At 70.3% G+C, this 19,985-nt stretch carries 21 protein-coding genes and 1 pseudogene; 16 read left to right on the plus strand and 6 right to left on the minus strand.

What is annotated here, in order from left to right; all coding sequences use genetic code 11:
• On the minus strand, positions 1–1,711 hold a 1,711-nt coding region (locus ACTWQJ_RS22900; protein ID WP_443308475.1), incomplete at its 3' end, for a beta-galactosidase.
• A gap of 230 nt (positions 1,712–1,941) precedes the next feature.
• Between ACTWQJ_RS22900 and ACTWQJ_RS22905 the strand changes: the two genes are divergently transcribed.
• The 5 genes from ACTWQJ_RS22905 (at position 1,942) to ACTWQJ_RS22925 (ending at position 6,580) form a co-directional block, all read left to right on the plus strand.
• The gene (locus ACTWQJ_RS22905; protein WP_443308476.1) at positions 1,942–3,267 is read left to right on the plus strand and encodes an ABC transporter substrate-binding protein; all 1,326 of its coding nucleotides are present in this window, start codon (positions 1,942–1,944) and stop codon (positions 3,265–3,267) included.
• A complete protein-coding gene (locus ACTWQJ_RS22910) occupies positions 3,264–4,190 on the plus strand; it encodes a carbohydrate ABC transporter permease (RefSeq protein WP_443308477.1) in 927 nt (308 codons plus the stop codon). The genes ACTWQJ_RS22905 and ACTWQJ_RS22910 overlap by 4 nt, the downstream gene beginning before the upstream one ends.
• Complete coding sequence (locus ACTWQJ_RS22915; protein WP_443308478.1) at positions 4,187–5,092, plus strand: carbohydrate ABC transporter permease; 906 nt, start codon at positions 4,187–4,189, stop codon at positions 5,090–5,092. Before ACTWQJ_RS22910 ends, ACTWQJ_RS22915 begins: the two co-directional genes overlap by 4 nt.
• Entirely contained in the window at positions 5,089–6,120 is a 1,032-nt protein-coding gene (locus tag ACTWQJ_RS22920; protein ID WP_443308479.1) for a LacI family DNA-binding transcriptional regulator, read from the plus strand. The genes ACTWQJ_RS22915 and ACTWQJ_RS22920 overlap by 4 nt, the downstream gene beginning before the upstream one ends.
• 70 nt (positions 6,121–6,190) lie before the next feature.
• Entirely contained in the window at positions 6,191–6,580 is a 390-nt protein-coding gene (locus ACTWQJ_RS22925; RefSeq protein WP_129797642.1) for a MarR family winged helix-turn-helix transcriptional regulator, read from the plus strand.
• Between the two features lie 32 nt (positions 6,581–6,612).
• Here the strand turns inward: ACTWQJ_RS22925 and ACTWQJ_RS22930 are convergent, their stop codons facing one another.
• The 3 genes from ACTWQJ_RS22930 to ACTWQJ_RS22940 form a co-directional block, all read right to left on the minus strand.
• The gene (locus ACTWQJ_RS22930) at positions 6,613–7,020 is read right to left on the minus strand and encodes an SseB family protein (protein WP_409474047.1); all 408 of its coding nucleotides are present in this window, start codon (positions 7,018–7,020) and stop codon (positions 6,613–6,615) included.
• 100 nt (positions 7,021–7,120) lie between these two features.
• Positions 7,121–8,767: an IS200/IS605 family accessory protein TnpB-related protein gene (locus ACTWQJ_RS22935; protein ID WP_443308480.1), complete on the minus strand. Its 1,647-nt coding sequence runs from the start codon at positions 8,765–8,767 to the stop codon at positions 7,121–7,123.
• Entirely contained in the window at positions 8,760–9,338 is a 579-nt protein-coding gene (locus tag ACTWQJ_RS22940; RefSeq protein WP_443308481.1) for an IS607 family transposase, read from the minus strand. Before ACTWQJ_RS22940 ends, ACTWQJ_RS22935 begins: the two co-directional genes overlap by 8 nt.
• Before the next feature lie 96 nt (positions 9,339–9,434).
• Between ACTWQJ_RS22940 and ACTWQJ_RS22945 the strand changes: the two genes are divergently transcribed.
• The 4 genes from ACTWQJ_RS22945 to crcB (ACTWQJ_RS22960) all read left to right on the plus strand — a co-directional run bounded on the left by ACTWQJ_RS22945 (position 9,435) and on the right by crcB (ACTWQJ_RS22960) (position 11,055).
• A complete protein-coding gene (locus tag ACTWQJ_RS22945; RefSeq protein WP_443308482.1) occupies positions 9,435–9,590 on the plus strand; it encodes a hypothetical protein in 156 nt (51 codons plus the stop codon).
• 255 nt (positions 9,591–9,845) lie between these two features.
• A complete protein-coding gene (gene crcB, locus ACTWQJ_RS22950) occupies positions 9,846–10,307 on the plus strand; it encodes a fluoride efflux transporter CrcB (RefSeq protein WP_443308483.1) in 462 nt (153 codons plus the stop codon).
• A complete protein-coding gene (locus ACTWQJ_RS22955; RefSeq protein WP_443308484.1) occupies positions 10,304–10,684 on the plus strand; it encodes a DUF190 domain-containing protein in 381 nt (126 codons plus the stop codon). Before crcB (ACTWQJ_RS22950) ends, ACTWQJ_RS22955 begins: the two co-directional genes overlap by 4 nt.
• Positions 10,681–11,055, plus strand: a complete 375-nt coding sequence (gene crcB, locus ACTWQJ_RS22960) for a fluoride efflux transporter CrcB (protein WP_443308490.1) — start codon at positions 10,681–10,683, stop codon at positions 11,053–11,055. Before ACTWQJ_RS22955 ends, crcB (ACTWQJ_RS22960) begins: the two co-directional genes overlap by 4 nt.
• Positions 11,056–11,108: 53 nt before the next feature.
• On the opposite strand, the gene ACTWQJ_RS22965 is transcribed toward crcB (ACTWQJ_RS22960), so the two are convergent.
• Positions 11,109–12,170, minus strand: a complete 1,062-nt coding sequence (locus tag ACTWQJ_RS22965) for a fatty acid desaturase family protein (RefSeq protein WP_443308485.1) — start codon at positions 12,168–12,170, stop codon at positions 11,109–11,111.
• 209 nt (positions 12,171–12,379) lie between these two features.
• Between ACTWQJ_RS22965 and ACTWQJ_RS22970 the strand changes: the two genes are divergently transcribed.
• The 7 genes from ACTWQJ_RS22970 (at position 12,380) to ACTWQJ_RS23000 (ending at position 19,628) form a co-directional block, all read left to right on the plus strand.
• Positions 12,380–13,054, plus strand: a complete 675-nt coding sequence (locus ACTWQJ_RS22970) for a FadR/GntR family transcriptional regulator (RefSeq protein ID WP_443308491.1) — start codon at positions 12,380–12,382, stop codon at positions 13,052–13,054.
• Positions 13,051–13,209, plus strand: a complete 159-nt coding sequence (locus tag ACTWQJ_RS22975) for a hypothetical protein (protein ID WP_443308493.1) — start codon at positions 13,051–13,053, stop codon at positions 13,207–13,209. The genes ACTWQJ_RS22970 and ACTWQJ_RS22975 overlap by 4 nt, the downstream gene beginning before the upstream one ends.
• Before the next feature lie 44 nt (positions 13,210–13,253).
• On the plus strand, positions 13,254–14,270 hold the full coding sequence (locus ACTWQJ_RS22980; RefSeq protein ID WP_443308492.1) for an asparaginase: 1,017 nt from the start codon (positions 13,254–13,256) through the stop codon (positions 14,268–14,270).
• 32 nt (positions 14,271–14,302) lie between these two features.
• On the plus strand, positions 14,303–15,712 hold the full coding sequence (gene aspA, locus ACTWQJ_RS22985; protein ID WP_443308486.1) for an aspartate ammonia-lyase: 1,410 nt from the start codon (positions 14,303–14,305) through the stop codon (positions 15,710–15,712).
• Positions 15,713–15,757: 45 nt separating this feature from the next.
• Entirely contained in the window at positions 15,758–16,690 is a 933-nt protein-coding gene (locus ACTWQJ_RS22990; protein ID WP_443308487.1) for a glutaminase, read from the plus strand.
• 194 nt (positions 16,691–16,884) lie between these two features.
• Positions 16,885–18,279, plus strand: coding sequence for a polyprenol phosphomannose-dependent alpha 1,6 mannosyltransferase MptB (gene mptB / locus ACTWQJ_RS22995; RefSeq protein ID WP_443308488.1), 1,395 nt, complete (start codon positions 16,885–16,887; stop codon positions 18,277–18,279).
• Positions 18,276–19,628 carry a glycosyltransferase 87 family protein gene (locus tag ACTWQJ_RS23000; RefSeq protein ID WP_443308489.1) on the plus strand — a complete coding sequence of 451 codons (1,353 nt, stop codon included), beginning with the start codon at positions 18,276–18,278 and terminating at the stop codon, positions 19,626–19,628. The genes mptB and ACTWQJ_RS23000 overlap by 4 nt, the downstream gene beginning before the upstream one ends.
• 83 nt (positions 19,629–19,711) lie before the next feature.
• Here ACTWQJ_RS23000 and ACTWQJ_RS23005 read toward each other — a convergent pair.
• A pseudogene (locus ACTWQJ_RS23005) lies at positions 19,712–19,930 on the minus strand (D-alanyl-D-alanine carboxypeptidase); the annotation flags it as partial.
• Positions 19,931–19,985 lie beyond the last annotated feature (55 nt).

The following is a 19,985-nucleotide window of genomic DNA, read 5'->3' on the forward strand; positions in this document are numbered from 1 at the left end:
TGACGGCGGGGCGGCCGGCGGTTAGGCCGTCGGCGTAGGTCCACACCGTCTCGGCACCGCGCGGCACCACAAACTCCGTCCACACGGCGGCGCCGAGCTCGGCGCCGTCCGGGCCGGTGATCCGGACCTTCTCGCCCTTCAGGAGCGGCGAGAACTCCTCCACCGTCAGGCCGAGGACCTCCCGCAGCGGGCCGGGATAGGCGCCTTCGTGGACGGCGTCGTGCTCGTCGACGATGCCGGAGAAGTACGACACGACGAGGGTGCCGCCGTGCTCGACGTACTCCTTGAGGTTGAGCCCGGCCGCCTCCGTCATCAGATAGAGCGCGGGCACGACGACAAGGGGATACGCCGACAAGTCGGCTTCCGGATGGGCGAAGTCGACGGTGAGGTGGTGGTCGTAGAGCACCTCGTAGAAGGTGTCGGCGCGTTCGCGGGCGTCGTGGTCCTCGGTGGGGCGCCAGTCGAGGTTCTGCGCCCACCAGGAGTGCCAGTCCCACAGGACGGCCACGTCGGCCTGGGTGCGGGTGCCCCGGATCGGGCCCAACGTGTCGAGGGACGCGCCGAGTTCGACGGCCTCGCGCCACACGCGCGTGTCGGTGCCGCCGTGCGGCAGCATCGCTGAGTGGAACTTCTCCGCGCCGCGCCGGGACTGCCGCCACTGGAAGAACATGGCGCCCTCGGAGCCGCGTGCCACGTGCGCGAGGGAGTTGCGGGCCATCTGGCCGGGCGCCTTGGCCGGGTTGCGGGCCTGCCAGTTGACGCCCGAGGTGGAGTGCTCAAGGAGCAGCCAGGGGGCGCCGCCGGCGACGGAGCGGGTGAGGTCGGCGGCCATCGCGAGGTTGACGTGGGTGCGGCGGCCGTCGGTGATCAGGTAGTGGTCGTTGGTGACGAGGTCGACCTCGCGGCCCCAGGCCCAGTAGTCGAGGGAGTCGCACTGGCTGAGCGCGGTCATGAAGTTGGTCGTGACCGGCACGCCCGGTGAGAGGCGGTGCAGGATGTCCCGCTCCATGCGGAAGTTCTCGCGGATGGTGGCGTCGGCGAACCGCTTGTAGTCCAGCGCCTGCCCGGGGTTGCCGACGGTGGGGGTGAGGCGCGGCGGGTTGATCTGCTCGAAGTCGGTGTACCGCTGGCCCCAGAACGCCGTGCCCCAGGCCTCGTTGACCGCGTCGACCGTCTCGTACGTGGCCCCCAGCCAGCGGCGGAAGTGCGCGGCGCAGGAGTCGCAGTAGCAGGCGGAGACGGGGACGCCGTACTCGTTGTGCACGTGCCACATCGCGAGGGCGGGGTGGTTGCCGTAGCGGTCGGCGAGCCGGGTGGTGATGTTCGCGGCGGCCGCGCGGTAGTCGGCGTTGCTGTGACAGATGGCGCCGCGCGAGCCGAACTCGTAGCGGGTGCCCTCCGCCGTCACCGGCAGCGCCTCGGGGTGGGCCCGGTAGAACCACACCGGCGGCACCACGGTGGGCGTGCCGAGGTCGACGCGGATGCCGTTCTTGTGCAGCAGGTCGAGCAGGCGGTCGAGCCAGCCGAAGTCGTACACCCCGGGTTCGGGCTCCAACAGCGCCCAGGAGAAGATCCCGACACTCACCATGGAGACGCCGGCCTCCCGCATCAGCCGGACGTCCTCCTGCCAGACGGTTTCCGGCCACTGCTCGGGGTTGTAGTCCCCACCGAAGGCGAGCCTGGTGAGGCCCCTGGGGGTGGTCTCCGGCATGGATCTCTCCCGTTTAATCGATCATTTGGGAACGTGCACACACAGCTGGGGCGGTGCGAGCCCAACATAACCGCACAGCAACAACCATTGACAAGTGTCTGGGATGTTTCTCTACTGTGAACGCTCACAGAAGCATGGCAGGGCCTCGCGACGGGCGAGGACCCAGGTCAGCAGGCATCTGCAGGGCAGGTCTCCGCAGCGGGCGGGGACCCTGGTCAGGGGAGAGTTCCATGCCGAACACGAAGCGCCGGCGGCTCTTTGAAATCGCAGCAACCACTGTCGCCGTCACGCTCGGCGCCACCGCACTCGCCGCCTGCGGTTCCGAGGACGACGGCGACGCCCAGTCGGGCCCGGTCTCGCTGACGTACTGGACCTGGACACCCGGCATGGACAAGGTCGTCGACCTGTGGAACAAGGGGCCGGGCAAGAAGGAGCAGATCACCGTCACGGTGAAGAAGCAGGCGTCCGGCGACACGCTGGTCACCAAGATCCTCACCGCGCACAAGGCCGGCAAGGCGCCCGACCTGGTGCAGGCCGAGTACCAGGCGCTGCCGACGCTGGTCAGCAATGACGCGCTCGCCGACATATCGGGCGAGGTCGGGGACACGAAGGGCAAGTTCGCCGAAGGCGTCTGGCAGCAGACGACGCTGGGCACGGACGCGGTCTACGCGGTCCCGCAGGACATCGGGCCGATGATGTTCTACTACCGCGAGGACCTGTTCAAGAAGTACGACCTGACGGTCCCGACGACCTGGGACGAGTTCGCCGAGACCGCGCGCAAGCTGAAGAAGGCGTCCCCGGACACCGACCTCACCACGTTCTCCGCCAACGACTCCGGCCTCTTCGCGGGCCTCGCGCAGCAGGCCGGCGCCAAGTGGTGGACCACCGAGGGCGACAAGTGGAAGGTCGGCATCGACGACGCGGCGACGCAGAAGGTCGCCAAGTTCTGGGGTGACCTCGTCGAGGAGGGCGCCATCGACAACCAGCCGATGTACACCCCGGCCTGGAACAAGGCGCTCAACACCGGCAAGCAGATCGCCTGGGTCAGCGCCGTGTGGGCGCCTGGCACGCTGAGCACCGCCGCGCCCGACACCAAGGGCAAGTGGGCCATGGCTCCGCTCCCCCAGTGGTCCGGCAGCGAGAACGTCACCGGCAGTTGGGGCGGCTCCTCCACCGCGGTCACCACGGACTCCGGGAACAAGGAGGCCGCCGCGAAGTTCGCCGCCTGGCTGAACACCGACGGCGAGGCCCTGAACGCACTGGCCAAGGAGAGCGGCATCTACCCGGCCTCCACCTCCGCGCAGCTCAGCGGCGCCTTCACCACGCCGCCGGACTACTTCTCGAACCAGGCGGACTTCTACACCCAGGCCGCGGAGATCGCGAACACCACCGCGCCGTCCGCGTGGGGCCCGAACGTCAACGTCGCCTACACGTCCTTCAAGGACGCCTTCGGCGCCGCCGCCAAGAACAAGTCGGACTTCACCGCCGCCCTGAAGACGATGCAGGACGACACGGTCGCCGACATGAAGAAGCAGGGCTTCGAGGTCGCCGAGTGACCAGCACGGCACGCCGGAAGTCGTACGGGGTCAAGGGGGCCCCGTACGGCTTCCTTCTCCCCGCATCGATCCTCTTCGTCCTGTTCTTCGCGCTGCCCATCGGGTACGCGATCTGGCTCAGCTTCCGCAAGGTGCGGGTCTCGGGCCTCGGCCTGGGCGCCGGTGCCCGCAAGGAGGTCTGGGCCGGGCTGGAGAACTACACCGACGCCTTCACCGACAGCGAGCTGCTGGACGGTGCGCTGCGTGTCCTCGGCTACGGCTGCATCGTCGTTCCGGTGATGCTCGGCCTCGCCCTGCTGTTCGCCCTGATGCTCGACTCCGAGAAGGTCAGGCTCGCACCCTTCTCCCGGCTCGCGATCTTCCTGCCGTACGCCATTCCCGGCGTCGTGGCGGCGCTGCTGTGGGGCTTCCTGTACCTGCCGGACGTCAGTCCCTTCTACTTCGTGCTCGACAAGCTGGGCCTGCCGCAGCCGGACCTGCTGGACGGCGGTCCGCTCTTCCTCGCCCTGTCGAACATCGCGGTGTGGGGCGGCACCGGCTTCAACATGATCGTCATCTACACCTCGCTGCAGTCCATTCCGGGCGAGGTGTACGAGGCGGCGAAGCTGGACGGCGCCACGCCGCTGCAGATCGCGCTGAAGATCAAGATTCCGATGGTGGCGCCCTCGCTGGTGCTGACCTTCTTCTTCTCGATCATCGCGACGCTCCAGGTGTTCAGCGAGCCGACCACCCTCAAGCCGCTCACCAACTCCGTGTCCACGACCTGGAGTCCGCTGATGAAGGTGTACCAGGACGCCTTCGGCAAGGGCGACATCCATGCCGCGGCCGCGCAGGCCACGATCATCGCGCTCGTCACGCTGCTGTTGTCCTTCGGCTTCCTGCGGGCCGCGAACCGTCGTAACAAGCAGGAGGCATCACGATGAGTTCTCTTGCCGTCCGCAAGGCCGCCCCGGCGGCCGGCACGACCCCGGGGACCGCCCAGGGTCCGCCGCTGCGCCGCCGGATCGCGCTGGTCCCGACGATCGCGCTGCTGATCGGCGCGATCTACTGTCTGCTGCCGGTCGCCTGGGTGGTGATCGCGTCCACCAAGTCCGGCAGCGAGCTGTTCTCCACGTTCACCTTCCTGCCGGGTACCGGCTTCGCCGAGAACCTGTCGGATCTGAGTGCCTACCGTGACGGGGTGTACTGGCAGTGGATGGGCAACTCGGCCCTCTATGCCGGTCTCGGCGCCCTGCTGTCGACGGTGGTGTCGTCGTTCAGCGGCTACGCGCTGGCGATCTACCGTTTCCGCGGCCGCGAGGCGATCTTCAACGTGCTGCTCGCGGGCGTGCTGATGCCTCCGGTGATCCTCGCCATCCCCCAGTACCTGCTGCTGGCGAAGGTGGACCTCACGGACTCGTATCTGTCCGTGCTGCTGCCGCAGATCCTCTCCCCGTACGGCGTCTACCTCGCGCGGATCTACGCCGCCGCCGCGGTCCCGTCCGATGTGGTGGAGGCCGGGCGGATGGACGGGGCGAGCGAGTGGCGGATCTTCACCCGGATCGCGCTGCCGATGATGATCCCGGGGCTGGTCACGGTGTTCCTGTTCCAGTTCGTGGCCATCTGGAACAACTTCCTGCTGCCGTACATCATGCTCAGCGACGACGAGAAGTTCCCGATCACCCTCGGCCTGCACACGCTCCTGGAGCAGGGTGCCAACACCCCGGCGCTGTACACACTGGTGATCACGGGCGCGTTCCTCGCGGTGTTCCCGCTGGTCGCGCTGTTCCTGGTCATCCAGCGCTTCTGGAGCCTGGATCTGCTCTCCGGGGCCGTAAAGTCATGACCATGAGCAACACGGGGGGCCGGCGCAGGCCGCCGACGATTCACGACGTGGCGCGCGAGGCGGGTGTCTCGCGCGGCACGGTCTCGCGCGTGCTCAACGGCGGGCACTACGTCAGCCCGGCCGCGCAGGAGGCGGTCAACGCCGCCATCCGCAGGACGGGGTACGTCGTGAACCGGCACGCCCGCTCGCTGATCACCGGGCGTTCGGACTCGATCGGCTTCCTGCTGACGGAGCCGCAGGAGCGGTTCTTCGAGGACCCGAACTTCAACGTCCTGTTGCGCGGCTGCACCCAGGCGCTGGCCCAGCACGACATCCCGCTGCTGCTGATGCTGGCCGGCACTCAGGACGAACGCCGACGCATCACGCGGTACATCACCGCAGGGCACGTCGACGGGGTGCTCCTCGTCTCCAGCCACTCCGGGGACCCGGTGGCCCAGGAGCTGCGCGAGGCGGGGGTGCCGCTGGTCGCCTGCGGCAAGCCGATCGGGCTGGGCTCGAAGGTGAGTTACGTCGCCGCCGACGACCGGGACGGCGCGCGGGACATGGTCCGGCATCTGCTGTCCCTCGGCCGACGGCGGATCGGCGTGGTCACCGGCCCGCTCGACACCCCGGGCGGTGTCGAGCGGCTCGCCGGGTACATGGAGGTGCTCGGCGAGGCCGGCGTCGAGATCGACGAGCGGCTCATCGTGTCCGGCGACTACAGCCGGGCCAGCGGTGAGGCGGGCGCCGAGCAGCTGCTCGCGCAGGCCCCGGACATGGACGCGGTGTTCGTCGCGTCCGACCTGATGGCGCAGGGCGTGCTGACGGCACTCCAGCGGGCGGGGCGCCGGGTGCCGCAGGACGTGGCGGTCGGCGGCTTCGACGACTCCCCCGCCGCCGTCGCGGCGAGCCCGGAGCTGACGACCATACGGCAGCCGTGGGACCGGATCAGCGCCGAGATGGTGCGGGTCCTGCTCGCGCAGATCGGGGGCGAGGATCCGGCCGCCGTGATTCTGCCTACGGAGCTGGTGAAGCGGGCGTCGGCGTAGGGCCCCTCCTGCTTGCACGCACACTAGTTGCACACTCAACGAACGGCCGATTCGGTGTTACCGTGCGGATATGGCAGCGAACACGGCCCAGTCCGGCCTGGAGCAACGGTGGCGGGACATCCTGTCGGCGCACGCGCGGACGATGTGCGAGATCGACCGCGTACTGCATCCGCACGGCCTGGGGGCGAGCGACTTCGAAGTGCTCGACATTCTCGCCACCGAGTCGCCGGAGGAGGGCGACCAGTGCCGGGTGCAGAACCTCGTGGGGCGGGTGCATCTGAGCCAGAGCGCCCTGTCCCGCCTCATCGGTCGGCTGGAGAAGGACGGCCTGGTCGAGCGCTCCGTCTGCGCCGAGGACCGGCGCGGCGTCTGGGTCACCCTGACCCGCAAGGGCCGCGAGCTGCACGCCGAGGTCCTGCCCCTGCAACGGGCGGCCCTGGCCCGCACACTGCAGGGCTGACATGGGCGTTCACCCGGGGTGAACGCCCATGGTCACCTCTGTGGCCGGGCCAGCAGGGTGCGCACGCCGTCCGAGGTGAGCGTCAGGCCGTGCGCCGAGCTGCCGTCGATGGTGAGGGACAGATCGTCGGAGGGCCACTGCGAGGCGAGCGCGCCGAGCGGTACGAGGCGGTAGCGGGAGACGAACGGCAGCAGCTCGGCCATCTCCAGCTCCGAGGTGAAGACGGGCACCACCGGGCGCCCGTCCGGTTCCTCCAGCACGGGCAGCGCCACGGCGGAGGGATCGGCGGCCTCCTCCTCGAGGGCGTCGTCGGGCACGGGGACGAGCACCTCACTGCTCGCGAGCGTGTCCAGCGCCGCCGTGTCCTCGGTGTTCTCGGCGAGCACGTCGAGTGCCCGCTGGGCCGGGGTGGCGTTGTTGTCGTTCGCGGGTGTCTCCATGACAGATCCCCTGGTAGCGGTGGTCGTACGGCCCGCCCGGCACGCGATCGCCCCGGCGCGGCATCCCACGCGTACCCGACCCGACGGAACCCAACCGTTCCTAATCAGTGAGCAGGAGTGAGTCTTGGACCCACGTCCCGGCACTGCGCGCATCCCGAACGGTTTTGGATGCACTGGTCCCCCGCGTTCCTTCGTGTCTCCCCGTCCGGGCACGTGCATCGTGTGCACGCTCCGTGACGGGGCGGCGGGTTCCCTCACGTCCTCGGACACCACGGTCGGCCTGAACGGTCCGATGCCCACGACGATCGCTCCGGTCGTCGTGGGGCGGTGCCGTCCGTCGCCGGATCGGGTGCCCGAGGGCGCGCCTGCCAATCGCCACTGAGGCGGCGTCATGGCGAGTCATCTTGCGAGTCTTGCTGGTCAAGGGCTTGCGCCAGTGCTCATCGCCCCACATCGAGGTGTAGGCGGGGTCGACCGCGACGATCGCGAGGCCCATCTCGGCGGCCATCGATACGAGTCGGGCCTTGAGCTTTCCGGTGGGGATGCCGGAGATGAGCTGCCGGAACCGCTTCTTGCGGCCGTGCTTCTCGCGGGTCTTCTCCTGTGCGAAGTCCAGGTCCTCGATACCGATCGCGGTCACGCCGCACCGCCCGGACCAGTGCAGGAGCCGGGTGATCGCGTGTCGGACTTGTGCGTCCCGATGAGGGGCGGTGCCGGTGAGGTCGAAGAAGAACCGGTGCGGCTCGCCGACCGGGTTGCCGTGGACATCGAGGTGGTAGGCCGCGAAGTGGTCGGCGTTCATATCAACAGCAACCATGCCGCCTGCGCGGGCCGTCTCCAGCGGGATCGTCCTGGCCACCGGCCGCGGCCACGAGGCGGTGAGATACCAGCGGCCCCGGGCCACGTCGGAGTGGATGCGGTAGGCCACCGCCCGGTGGGCGTCGATCCGGTCCCGCCATTCGGCGCCCCGGTGTTTGAACTCCACACGGGCGGCCAGCACATACCGGCCGTGCTTGGCGTTGGCCAAGTGCGCGAGTGGTGCCGGGAGTTTGATCGAGACCTCTCCGGCCGGGGTGACGCGGATGGTCTCGTTCCCGAACAGCTTCCCCGATTCACCGTCCGCCTGAAGGAATGAGCGTTCGGCCTCCCACCGCCTGCGCCACTCCTGCTCGGTGAGCTGCGCGGCTTGGAGGTTGTGCCGGTTACGGGCCAGCTTCTTCCCACCGCGTACCACGTGCACGATCCCGGCCTCGCGGTCGGCCCGCTGCTGTTCCAGCCGGTCTTCCAGCGTGGCCAGGCGGCGGGACTTGTGGAACCACTCGTGCTGGGAGCGGTATCCGCCCGGTGCCCGCTTGGTGCCCTTCTCCCCGATGGGCAACGACAGCCGGTGCATCAGGGTGCGGATGCCGGCTTCGAGGTTCTGGATATGGGCGAGCTGGCAGCGGCGGGCCAGCGCCCACTGATCATGCGTGGCCTTGGTGATCGAACCGGCCCAGCGCGAGGACGACTGTGCGGTCAGCCCCTGCTTGCGGGCCGCCCACCTCTCGCTGTCGTGGTCGTTGCCGTCACGGCAGCGGGCCGCCAGATCGCGGGATGCCAGAGAACCCAGATGTTCGCCGATGATGCGGAGCACCTTGTCGTTCTCGGGTGTCAGGTGCCCCAGCCGGTCGCGTACCGCGACACCGGACGGGCCGAGCGCGACGAACGGCGGGGCGACCTCACGGAGCTTCTTCTTGGACTCAGTCATCGGCAGCCGCCGCTTGAAGGGCCCTGCGTGCCCGGTTCTTCGCCGAGCGGCGCCCGTACAGGCGGGCGCAGAACGAGGTCAGCACATCCACGATGTCCTGCACCAGGTCGTCATCGACCTCGCCCTCGTCCAGCACCACCAGGCGACGGCCGGTCGCCGACAGGGCGGCCTCCACCAATTCGACGTTCATCCGGCCGAGCCGGTCCTTGTGTTCCACCACCACGACCGTCACGGCAGGATCGGCCAGCAGACGACGGGCCTTGGTACGGTCCCCGTTCATCCCGGAGGCAACCTCGGATTCAATCCGCACCACCCGGTGCCCGGCCTTGGCCGCCCACTGGGACAACCGCGACACCTGACGCTCCAGATCGTCCTTCTGATCGTGCGACGACACCCGGGCATACAGACCCACACCGCCGGTCACGGACGGTGATGAGTTCACCTCGATGTTCACCAGAATCGTGCGCGGCCCGACCCTCTCAGCAGGGACCGGAAGCGTGCCCTCACGGAACCAGCGATACGCGGTATGCGGATGCACACCGTTCGCTATCGCCCATTCCTTGAGATTCATGGGGCGATCGTAACACCCACTCAGAGGCAGTAATACACAGCAAAGTTGACTCAACCCCGAGCAGTTCACCACTCCCTCGTGGAGGACCTGCCGGGCATGCCCGACAACATCTGGCGCGGCGGCCCGGACGGCCCGATCTGGGTCGCGCTGGCCGGCCCCCGCGTGCCCGCCCTGGACCTGCTGCAGCGTGCACCCGACCCCGTACGCCGCGGCCCGGACAGCCGTGCACGCCCCCATCCGCCCTCCGTATGATCACCAGCGTCTGTGAAGTGGGCGCCCTGCTGATCCTGGGCAGTGTCTGGGAGCGCGGCGTCGCGGTGTGCGAGGCACCGGCTTCGAAGTGACGGGGGCGCGGCCCCGGAGCTAGTCTGGCGTGGGCCGCGTTACCGCGCGGCGCGGCGGTGGGGCCCGCCGTACCCGAACCGCGGCGTCGGTGCCGCCAACGGTCCCTACTTGCGACGACAGGCGCCCGCAGTCAGGGCCCCGGCGAGTAGGAGACGTACCGTCATGACAGCCCCGGAGACCGAGAGTCTCCCCCTGGACACGCGTCCCCCACGGCGGCGCGCCTGGCGCGCCCAGGTGCCCGTTGTCGCGGTGGTCGCCGTCGGCGGGGCGATCGGTGCGACGGCCCGGTATGCGGCCTCGGTGTGGTGGCCCGCGCAGACGGGCGGGTTCCCCTGGCCGACCTTCTGGGTCAATGTCATCGGCTGCGCCGTGATCGGCGTGTTCATGGTGATCATCACCGACGTCCGGGCCGCCCACCGCCTGGTCCGCCCCTTCGTCGGCACCGGAGTGCTCGGCGGCTTCACGACCTTCTCGACGTACGCCGTCGACATTCAGCGGCTGGTCGACGCCGGCCACCCGCGCACCGCCCTGGCGTATCTGGCCGCGACCGTGTCGGCGGCGCTCGCCGCGGTGTGGCTCGGCGCGACCGCGACCCGCCGTTTCCTGACCTGGAGGCAGCGATGACCCGGCTGACCGGCAACGCTACGCGCGTGACCGTCTTCGTCGGTGAGAACGACACCTGGCACCACAGGCCCCTCTGCTCCGAGATCGTGCACCGGGCCCGCGCGGCGGGGCTGGCGGGCGCCAGCGTCTTCAAGGGCATCGAGGGCTTCGGTGCCTCGTCCGTGATCCACACCTCCCGGCTGCTGTCCCTGAGCGAGGACCTGCCGGTGGCTGTCGTGATCGTCGACACCGAGGAGCGTGTCCGGGCCTTCCTGCCGCAGCTCGACGAACTGGTCACCGAGGGACTCGTGATCCTCGACGACTGCGAGGTCATCAGGTACGTCGGCCGGGAGGGCGGCCGGGGCGCATCGGGCACGCAAGGGGAGAAGCCGTGGTGAACTGGCTGCTGGTCGTCGCGGGCGCCATGATCGGCGCCCCGCTCCGCTATCTCACCGACCGGGCGGTGCAGTCCCGGCACGACTCCGTCTTCCCGTGGGGCACCTTCGCCGTCAACGTCGTCGGCTGTGCGGTCCTCGGCCTGCTGGCGGGCGCGGCAGCGGCGGGTGCCGCGGGCTCCCACCTTCAGCTGCTGCTCGGCACCGGCCTGTGCGGCGCCCTGACCACGTACTCGACCTTCTCGTACGAGACACTGCGGCTGGCCGAGACGGGGGCCGGGCTCTATGCCGCCGTCAACGTCGTGGCCAGCGTGAGCGTGGGTCTCGGCGCGGCGTTCGCGGGGGTGTCGATCGCCGAGGTCGTGTGGTCGTGACGGGTGCGGGCGCGAAGACCCCGCCCTGGGCACCGGCACCCAGCGGTTTCCAGTCAGTCGCCCGCGTCCCGCAGCGGCTCTCCGACGCTCCTGAGGTGGCGCAGCGCCTCTCGGTGCGAGGCGAGCAGCCCGGTCTGGTGGTACGGGATGCCCAGCTCGGCGCAGTACCGCTCGGTGATGACCTGGGCCCTGCCGAGCGCCGGCGTCGGCATGCTGGGGAAGAGGTGGTGCTCGATCTGGTAGTTGAGCCCGCCCATGAAGACATCGATGAGCACGCCGCCCCTGACGTTGCGCGAGGTGAGGACCTGGCGACGCAGGAAGTCCAGCCGCATCCCCTCCTCGATCATCGGCATCCCCTTGTGGTTGGGTGCGAACACCGAGCCGAGACAGATCCCGAAGAGGCCCTGGTGGACGGCGACGAAGGCGAGCGCCTTGGCAGGGGAGAGCACAGTGAACAGGGCGCCGAAGTACACGACGAAATGGACGACGAGCAGCGTCCCCTCCAGCACCGGCCGTTTCATCGACGCGTTCCCCAGCGCCTTGAAGCTGGCGAAACTCAGATTCAGCCCTTCCAGGGTGAGCAGCGGAAAGAAGAGCATGGCCTGGTGCTTTCCGATGAAACGGGGCAGCCCTTTTGCCTTGCGCGCCTGCCGCTGTGACCACACCAGAATGTCGGGGGAGACGTCGGGGTCCTTTCCCTCGTGATTCGGATTCGCATGGTGCCGGGTGTGTTTGTTCATCCACCAGCCGTAGCTCATGCCCAGCAGCAGATTGGCGACCAGCAGACCGCCGGCCTCGCTGGGGCGTCGGCGGGAGAAGACCTGCCGGTGGGCGAGGTCGTGGGCCGCCAGCGCGAGCTGGCCGAAGATCACGGCCAGGAAAGCGGCGACTATCAGCTGGCTCCAGCTGTCCCCCAGGGCGAGAAACGCCCCGATGCCTCCCGCAAGAGCGAGGGTCACCGCCCCGAAACGCACGGTGTAATACAACGGCCGGCGCCGCAGAAGCCCGGCTTCGGTTATGCGGCGCGACAGTTCGGAAAAGTCGCTTCCCCTTTGCTGTTCGCGTTGTTCTTCGCGCGTGGACGAGTTCCCCGGGAGCACCATTGGATTGGCCATGCGCCTCAGTATGTGAACCATTTCCCGGCAGCAGAATGACGTCTTCCCCCCAAGTGGGGTGCGGGTAGCCCCACTGCCGAAACGGGGGGTCCACCGGTTTGCGGGGCGCTCGGCCCGCTTGACACCACCCGTCGGCCACCCGGAGTATCACCTCCGTGAACCTGTCAGACAGCCAGACAGGTGGTCTGGGTCCGCGGCGCGTCAGCGCCATGGAAGCGGTGCTCACCCACCTCCGCGGCGCCATCGAGCGCGGCGAGTACGCGATCGGCGACAAGCTCCCCTCCGAGGCGGAGCTCTGCCGCAGGCTCGAGGTCTCCCGGCCCGTGCTGCGGGAGGCCCTGCGGGCCCTGCAGACGATGGGACTGACCGTGGCGAAGACCGGCAAGGGCACCTTCGTCGTCGCCAGCGCGGTCGAGGACCCCACCTTCGGCGACTACGCCGCCAGCGACCTGCTGGAGGTGCGCCGGCACGTCGAGATCCCGGTCGCCGGGTACGCGGCGGTGCGCCGCACCCCGGAGAACCTCGACCGCCTGGCCCACCTGCTGGAGCGGATGGAGCGGGAGACCGACACCACCGCGTGGGTCGCCATGGACACTCTCTTCCACCTCGCCGTGGCCGAAGCCGCCCAGAATCCGGTGTTCCGCCGGGTCATCGAGGAGATCCGCGACGCGCTGGCCCGCCAGTCGGCGTTCCTCAACGAGCTGGGCGGACGCCGGGAGCAGTCCAACCGTGAGCACCGCGCGATCGTCGAGGCGCTGATCGACGGTTCCGAGCACGACGCGGTCGAGGCCATGTCCCACCACCTGGACCGTGTCGAGACCACCCTCACCGACATCGTGCGCCCCGCGCGCACGGACACCACGGAAGGCGGACCCGAGGCGTGAGCGAGCAGTCCCCGCACGACGCTGTGCAGAAACGTTCCGGCCATGTCGACGCCGGAGACGTGCTGTGCCTGCCGCTGATCGTCGCGGCGCTGGTCGCGGGCTGGTACGCCATTCGCGGCCGGATACGCACCACCTCCACCAGGGCCGACGCGTGAACCACGCCCCGGCCGACGACACCTCACCGATGAACCAGGCAGTGATGTACAGCAGTTCCGTCGCGGACGCACCCCTAGTCCGTGAGCCCCTCCACGCCCCCGTCGCCCACCTCATACGCGGCGGGATGGTCGAAGGCATCCACTACGGCTCCGTCGTCGTCCTCGGTGCGGACGGCGAGATCCAGCTCCAGCTCGGCGACATCGAGGCCGCCTTCTACCCCCGCTCGGCACTCAAGCCCGTCCAGGCCGCGGCCATGGTGCGGGCCGGGCTCCCGCTCGACGGCGAGCTGCTCTCGCTCGCCGCCGCCAGCCACTCCGGGGAGGAGCGCCACCTCGCCGGCACCCGGCGCATCCTCGACATCGCCGGACTCGCCGAGGACGACCTGCGCAACGTCCCCGACCTGCCGTACGACCCGGTCGTCCGGGACGCCTGGGTGCGTGAGGGCCGCATGCCCTCCCGGCTCGCCCAGAACTGCTCCGGCAAGCACGCCGCCATGCTCTACACGGCCAAGCTCAACGGCTGGCCCCTCGACGACTACCTCGACCCCGCCCACCCCCTCCAGCAGGCCATCGCCGAGATCGTCGAGGACCTCACCGGCCAGCGCATCGCCAGGGTGACCGTCGACGGCTGCGGCGCACCCCTGTTCTCCGTCTCCCTGCACGGCCTTGCGCGGGCCGCCGCCCGTATCACCACCGCCGCTCCCGGCACCCCCGAGGCGCGGGTCGCCGACGCGATGCGCGAGCACGCCGAGATGGCCTCCGGCTCCGGCCGGGACGTGGCCGCGCTGATGCGGGCCGTGCCCGGACTGCTCGCCAAGGACGGCTTCGAAGGCGTCCAGGTCGCCGCACTCCCGGACGGCCGGACCGTCGCCGTGAAGATCGCCGACGGCGCCGACCGCGCCCGGATCCCGGTCGCCGCCGCGGCGCTGGCCCGGGCCGGCGTCGACCCGGCGCTGCTCACCGAGTTCGCGGGCGAGCCGCTGCTCGGCGGCGGACAGCCGGTCGGCAGCGTCCGGCCGGTGCGCGCCCTCGATCCGCTGCCCTCCGCCTCGTACGCCTGACTCGCACACCTCCGACACCACAGAGGACCTTCATGACCGCCGCCACCCGCAGCGAACACGATCTGCTCGGAGACCGCGACGTCCCCGCCGAGGCGTACTGGGGCATCCACACCCTGCGCGCCACGGAGAACTTCCCCATCACGGGCACGCCGATCTCCGCCTACCCGCACCTGATCGACGCCCTCGCCGCCGTCAAGGAGGCCGCCGCTCTCGCGAACGAGGAACTCGGCCTGCTCCCTTCGGACAAGGCGGACGCCATCGTCGCCGCCTGCCGGGAGATACGGTCCGGAAAGCTGCACGACCAGTTCGTCGTCGACGTCATCCAGGGCGGCGCCGGCACCTCCACCAACATGAACGCCAACGAGGTCGTCGCCAACCGGGCGTTGGAGCTGCTGGGCCATGCCAGGGGCCAGTACCGTTACCTGCACCCCAACGAGGACGTCAACCTCGGCCAGTCCACCAACGACGTCTACCCGACCGCCGTCAAGATCGCGACGGTGTTCGCGGTGCGCGGTCTGCTCAAGGCGATGTCCGTGCTGCAGGACGCCTTCGCCCGCAAGGCCGTCGAGTTCCGCGACGTACTCAAGATGGGGCGCACCCAGCTCCAGGACGCGGTGCCCATGACGCTGGGGCAGGAGTTCTCCGCGTACGCCGTGATGCTCGACGAGGACCGGAGCCGGCTCGCCGAGGCCGTCGAGCTGATCCACGAGATCAACCTCGGCGCCACCGCGATCGGGACAGGGCTGAACGCCCCCGCCGGGTACGCGGAAGCCGCCCGCCGCCATCTCGCCGACATCACCGGGCTGCCCCTGGTCACCGCCGCGAACCTCGTCGAGGCGACCCAGGACTGCGGCGCGTTCGTGCAGATGTCCGGCGTGCTCAAGCGGATCGCCGTCAAGCTGTCGAAGAGCTGCAACGACCTGCGGCTGCTGTCCTCCGGGCCGCGCGCGGGCCTCGGTGAGATCAACCTGCCGCCGGTACAGGCCGGTTCCAGCATCATGCCCGGCAAGGTCAACCCGGTGATCCCCGAGGTGGTCAACCAGGTCGCCTTCGAGGTGATCGGCAACGACGTCACCATCACCATGGCCGCCGAGGCCGGACAGCTCCAGCTGAACGCCTTCGAGCCGGTCATCCTGCACTCCCTGTCGGAGAGCATCACCCATCTCGAGAGCGCCTGCCTCACCCTCGCCGAGCGCTGCGTGGACGGCATCACCGCCAACACCGAGGCACTGCGCGCAAGCGTGGAGAGCTCCATCGGCCTGGTGACCGCGCTCAACCCGCACATCGGGTACACGGCCGCCACCGACATCGCCAAGGAGGCCCTGGCCACCGGCCGCGGGGTCGCCGAACTCGTCCTGGAGAGGGGTCTGTTGCCGGCCGAGCGGCTGGCTGCCCTGCTGCGGCCCGAGGTCGTCGCGGGCAGCGGCTCACCCGTCGTCTGACCTGCGGATGCGCGCCAGGACCGGCCCGGAGGCACACTGGTGATCATGGCACCGTCCTCTGAGTCCCTGACCTTCGAACCGGTCCTGAAGCGCATCGCCGAGGAGATCGAGCACACGCCCGGCCGTGGCCGGCCCGCCGACTACATTCCGGCGCTCGCCGCCTGCGATCCGCGCCGCTTCGGTATGGCCGTCGCCGAGCTGGACGGCACGGTGTACGGCGTGGGGGACTGGCGTGAGCCGTTCTCCACGCAGTCCGTCACCAAGGTCTTCACCCTCGCCCTCGACCTGGCCCGCGAGGGCGACGAACTCTGGGAACACGTCGGCCGCGAGCCGTCCGGCAACCCGTTCAACTCCCTGATCCAGTTGGAGTACGAGAACGGCATCCCGCGCAACCCGTTCATCAACGCCGGCGCGCTGGTCGTCACCGACCGCCTCCAGACCCGTACCGGCGACGCGGCGGGCACCCTTCTCGACTTCCTGCGGACCGAGAGCGGCAACCCCGGCCTGGACTTCGACCACGAGGTCGCCGCCTCCGAGGCTGCGCACGGCGACCGCAACGCCGCCCTGGCCCACTTCATGGCCTCGTACGGCAACATCGACAACCCGGTGCCGCTGCTGCTCGACCAGTACTTCCGGCAGTGCTCCGTCCGGGCCTCCTGCGCCGACCTCGCCCTCGCCACCGCCTTCCTGGCCCGGCACGGCGTTCGCGCCGACGGCTCGCGGCTGTTCACGCGCAGCCAGGCCAAACAGGTCAACGCGGTGATGCTGACCTGCGGAACGTACGACGCGGCCGGCGACTTCGCCTACCGCGTCGGCCTGCCCGGCAAGAGCGGGGTGGGCGGAGGAATCATCGCCGTCGTGCCGGGACGCTGCACGTTGTGCGTGTGGAGCCCGGGCTTGGACGAACGCGGCAATTCGGTGGCCGGAGTGGCGGCGCTGGACCGCTTCACCACCCTCACGGGCCTCTCGGTGTTCTGAGAAGGCGACGTCAACGCCGGTGCAGAGGCGCGGGGCTGTGACATATGCGGCTCTGCCGCGTGGGCATGATCAGCCCAGGACGCCCCGCACCCGACGGACAACGATCACGCACCGGTAACATCTCGGCCTCCGCCCGGAGGGCCTCATGTCGCTTTCCGGCCACCCGGCGTTGACACGCTGACCGAGTGTTGGCCATGGCTTCCTCCGTCGATCTCCGCCGCTGTCAGGTACTCGGTCTGGCCGGTACCGCCTTTCTCGCACTGGGCGGTGAGACGGCCGGAGCCCTTCCCGTCCGCGAGCTGTTGTCGCCCTCCTCGGCCGGCGCCGCTCTCGGGCTGGTCGGCGTGTACTTCGGCGTCGTCCTGCTGATCGCGGCCTGGGCCCTGCTCGGCCGGCTGATCCGCAGTCCCGAACCGCCCACGCCACGCGCGCTGTTGCTGGTCCTCGCCGTCTGGGCGGCCCCGCTGCTGCTGGCCCCGCCGCTGTTCAGCCGGGACGTCTACAGCTACCTCGCCCAGGGGGCCATGGTGGACGCCCAGATCGACGTGTACGCGCACGGGCCGTCCCGTCTCGGCGGCCCGCTCGCCGACGAGGTCTCGCCCGTGTGGCAGCACACCGCGGCACCCTACGGCCCGGTGTTCCTCGCCGCCGCCTCCGCGCTGTCCGGCCTGACCAGCGGCGAACTGCCCGCCGGCCTCATGGGGATGCGGCTGCTGGCGCTGCTGGGCGTGGCCCTGATGGCGGCCGCGCTGCCCCGCCTCGCCCGGCACAGCGGCGCCGACCCGGCCGCCGCGCTGTGGCTCGGTGCCCTCAACCCGCTGGTACTGCTGCACCTCGTGGCCGGCGCGCACAACGACGCCATGATGCTCGGCCTGCTCGGCGTCGGCCTGGTCGCCGCACTCGGTCGCAGGCCGGTCCTGGGCGCCGTACTCATCACGCTGGCCGCGCTGGTGAAGGCGCCCGCGGTGCTCGGGCTCGCCGCGATCGTCGTGCTCCAGATGCGCGCGGGCCGCCACCCGGTGCGGGCGGTGCTGACGACCGCCGCCGCGTCCGCGGCCACGACGGTCGCCGCGACGGCCGTGGCCGGCACCGGATACGGCTGGATCGCCGCCCTCAACACACCCGTCTCGCCGCACAACTGGGCGCTCACCAGCCTGCTCGGCCGTGCCACCGGCGCCCTGCTGGAACGGCTGGGCAGCGATCTGGCGCCGCTCGCCGTCCCGGTGTGGCACGCGCTCGGACTGGCGATCACCGCGGTCGCCCTGCTCGTCATATGGCTGCGGCTGCGCCCCCGCCCGGTGTACGCGCTGGGGCTCAGCCTGGCGGCGGTCGCGGCCTTCGGCCCGGCGATCCGGCCCTGGTACGCGCTGTGGGGGCTGTTCCTCATCGCCGCCGCGGCGCCCACCACCTCGGTACGGCACCGGGTGGCGGCCGTCACCTGCGTCCTCGCGCTCGCCGTACTGCCCAGCGGTGGCCCGGCGGACCTCGGGCAACTGCTGCTGGCCGTCTCCGGCGGGGTCCTCGCGGTGGTCGTGCTGTGGCAGGCCCACCAGGCCGCGCAGGCCCCGGTCCTGGGACGTACGGCATGAGGGCGCCTCGCACCGACCGCGGGCGACTGCTGCTCGTGCTCGTCCTCGCCGCCGCCGTGACCGTCTTCACCGCGACGGTGCCGCTGCTGCGGGACTGGTTCGACCTGCGCGTCTACCACGGGACCATCCACAGCTGGATCCACGACGGCGGACGCATCTACGACTACCGGGTGCCGGGGACCACGTACGGCTTCACCTACCCGCCGTTCGCCGCGGTCGCGATGCTGCCGATGGCCCTCGTCGGCCTGCACACCGCGGTCGCGATCGCCCTGCTGCTCAATCTGACCGCCCTGGGCGTGTCGCTGCGGGTGCTGACCGGCAAGGCGTGGCGGTGCTACGGCTGGTACGGCTGCTCCCTGGCCGCCTGCGCGCTCGCGTTGTACGAACCGCTCCGCGACACGTTCAGCTTCGGCCAGGTCAACCTGCTGCTCCTGGCGCTCGTGCTGGCCGACGCCTGGTTGCTCGCCACCGGGCGGGGACGCTGGGCCGGTGTCGGCATCGGACTCGCGGCGGCGATCAAGTTGACGCCCGCGATCTTCATCGCGCTGCTGCTGCTCGCCCGGCGGTGGCGGGCTGCGGCCGTCGCGACGGCCGTCGCCGCAGGGGCGACGGGGCTGGCGGCGTGGGTGACGCCGGACGCGTCGCGTTTCTACTGGACGCATGCGCTGTGGGACACCACCCGGGTGGGCCGGCTGGACTACGTCTCGAACCAGTCCCTGCAGGGCCTCCTGGCCCGCCTCGACCTGGAGGGCAAGTCCGTCTGGGCGGTGGTGGTGCTGCTGGTGATGGGCGCGTGGGCCTGGCGTGCCCGCAAGGCCGTGGCGGCGGGGGACTGGTACGCCGCGTTCGCCCTGACCGGGCTGACGGCGTGTCTGGTCAGCCCGATCACCTGGGTGCACCACCTCGTGTGGCTGCTGCCGTCCTTCGTGGTGCTGGTCGGGGCCGGGCAGCCGCGGATCGCGGCCGCGCTGTACGCGGTGCTGTGCACCAGCGTGGTGTGGCTGTGGTTCGACGACGCGTCCGGCGTCGACGGGTTCCTCGGCAGCAACACCTATGCCTGGATCACCCTTGGGCTGCTGATGTGGCTGCCGGTCGGTCACTCCGGCGCCGTGCGGACGCCCATGAGCCGCAGCGCCAGCTCGACCGCCCCCGCGCCCAGACAGGCTGCGGCCGCGATCGCCGCCGTCGCCGGCCAGCCCGGCCCGGTGTCCGGTGTGTCCGGCGCTGCCGCGGGCAGAGCGGGAGGCCCGGGCCGCGGTCTGCTGCGCAGGGCGTCCAGTGAGCCCACCGGATCGACCCGGCCGGCAGCTTCAAAACCCCAGTCGAGCAACGACCGTGCCTCCTCGTAGACGGTGAAGGCGTCGCCCGACTGAGGGTTCATCACCGAGACGACGAGGGCGCGCCCGTCGCGGCGGGCGGCGGCGATCAGAGTGTGGCCGGCGTTGCTGGTGTAGCCGTTCTTGATGCCGATCAGGCCCGGGTAGGGCGCCACACCGTCCTCGCCGGTGAGCAGCCGGTTGGTGTTGTGGATGTCGTACTCCGAGCCGTCGACCTCCGGGAACTTGGCCTCGGCTGTGGCGCAGTACCGTGCGAAGTCGGCGTTGCGCAGTCCTGCGCGGCCGAACACGGCCAGGTCGTAGGCCGACGACACCTGGCCCGGCGCGTCGTATCCGTCGGGCGACCGGACACGGGTGTCGTGCGCACCC

It is taken from the genome of Streptomyces sp. KR55 (assembly GCF_052245645.1).
Lineage (GTDB): Bacteria > Actinomycetota > Actinomycetes > Streptomycetales > Streptomycetaceae > Streptomyces > Streptomyces flavusporus.

Coding starts and splice junctions, on each gene's coding strand:
- ACTWQJ_RS22905 (WP_443308476.1), top strand. CDS start 1,942: ATGCCGAACACGAAGCGCCGGCGGCTCTTTGAAATCGCAGCAACCACT.
- ACTWQJ_RS22915 (WP_443308478.1), top strand. CDS start 4,187: ATGAGTTCTCTTGCCGTCCGCAAGGCCGCCCCGGCGGCCGGCACGACC.
- ACTWQJ_RS22920 (WP_443308479.1), top strand. CDS start 5,089: ATGACCATGAGCAACACGGGGGGCCGGCGCAGGCCGCCGACGATTCAC.
- ACTWQJ_RS22925 (WP_129797642.1), top strand. CDS start 6,191: ATGGCAGCGAACACGGCCCAGTCCGGCCTGGAGCAACGGTGGCGGGAC.
- ACTWQJ_RS22930 (WP_409474047.1), bottom strand. CDS start 7,020: ATGGAGACACCCGCGAACGACAACAACGCCACCCCGGCCCAGCGGGCA.
- ACTWQJ_RS22935 (WP_443308480.1), bottom strand. CDS start 8,767: ATGACTGAGTCCAAGAAGAAGCTCCGTGAGGTCGCCCCGCCGTTCGTC.
- ACTWQJ_RS22940 (WP_443308481.1), bottom strand. CDS start 9,338: ATGAATCTCAAGGAATGGGCGATAGCGAACGGTGTGCATCCGCATACC.
- ACTWQJ_RS22945 (WP_443308482.1), top strand. CDS start 9,435: ATGCCCGACAACATCTGGCGCGGCGGCCCGGACGGCCCGATCTGGGTC.
- crcB (WP_443308483.1), top strand. CDS start 9,846: ATGACAGCCCCGGAGACCGAGAGTCTCCCCCTGGACACGCGTCCCCCA.
- ACTWQJ_RS22955 (WP_443308484.1), top strand. CDS start 10,304: ATGACCCGGCTGACCGGCAACGCTACGCGCGTGACCGTCTTCGTCGGT.
- ACTWQJ_RS22965 (WP_443308485.1), bottom strand. CDS start 12,170: ATGGCCAATCCAATGGTGCTCCCGGGGAACTCGTCCACGCGCGAAGAA.
- ACTWQJ_RS22970 (WP_443308491.1), top strand. CDS start 12,380: ATGGAAGCGGTGCTCACCCACCTCCGCGGCGCCATCGAGCGCGGCGAG.
- ACTWQJ_RS22980 (WP_443308492.1), top strand. CDS start 13,254: ATGTACAGCAGTTCCGTCGCGGACGCACCCCTAGTCCGTGAGCCCCTC.
- aspA (WP_443308486.1), top strand. CDS start 14,303: ATGACCGCCGCCACCCGCAGCGAACACGATCTGCTCGGAGACCGCGAC.
- ACTWQJ_RS22990 (WP_443308487.1), top strand. CDS start 15,758: ATGGCACCGTCCTCTGAGTCCCTGACCTTCGAACCGGTCCTGAAGCGC.
- mptB (WP_443308488.1), top strand. CDS start 16,885: ATGGCTTCCTCCGTCGATCTCCGCCGCTGTCAGGTACTCGGTCTGGCC.
- ACTWQJ_RS23000 (WP_443308489.1), top strand. CDS start 18,276: ATGAGGGCGCCTCGCACCGACCGCGGGCGACTGCTGCTCGTGCTCGTC.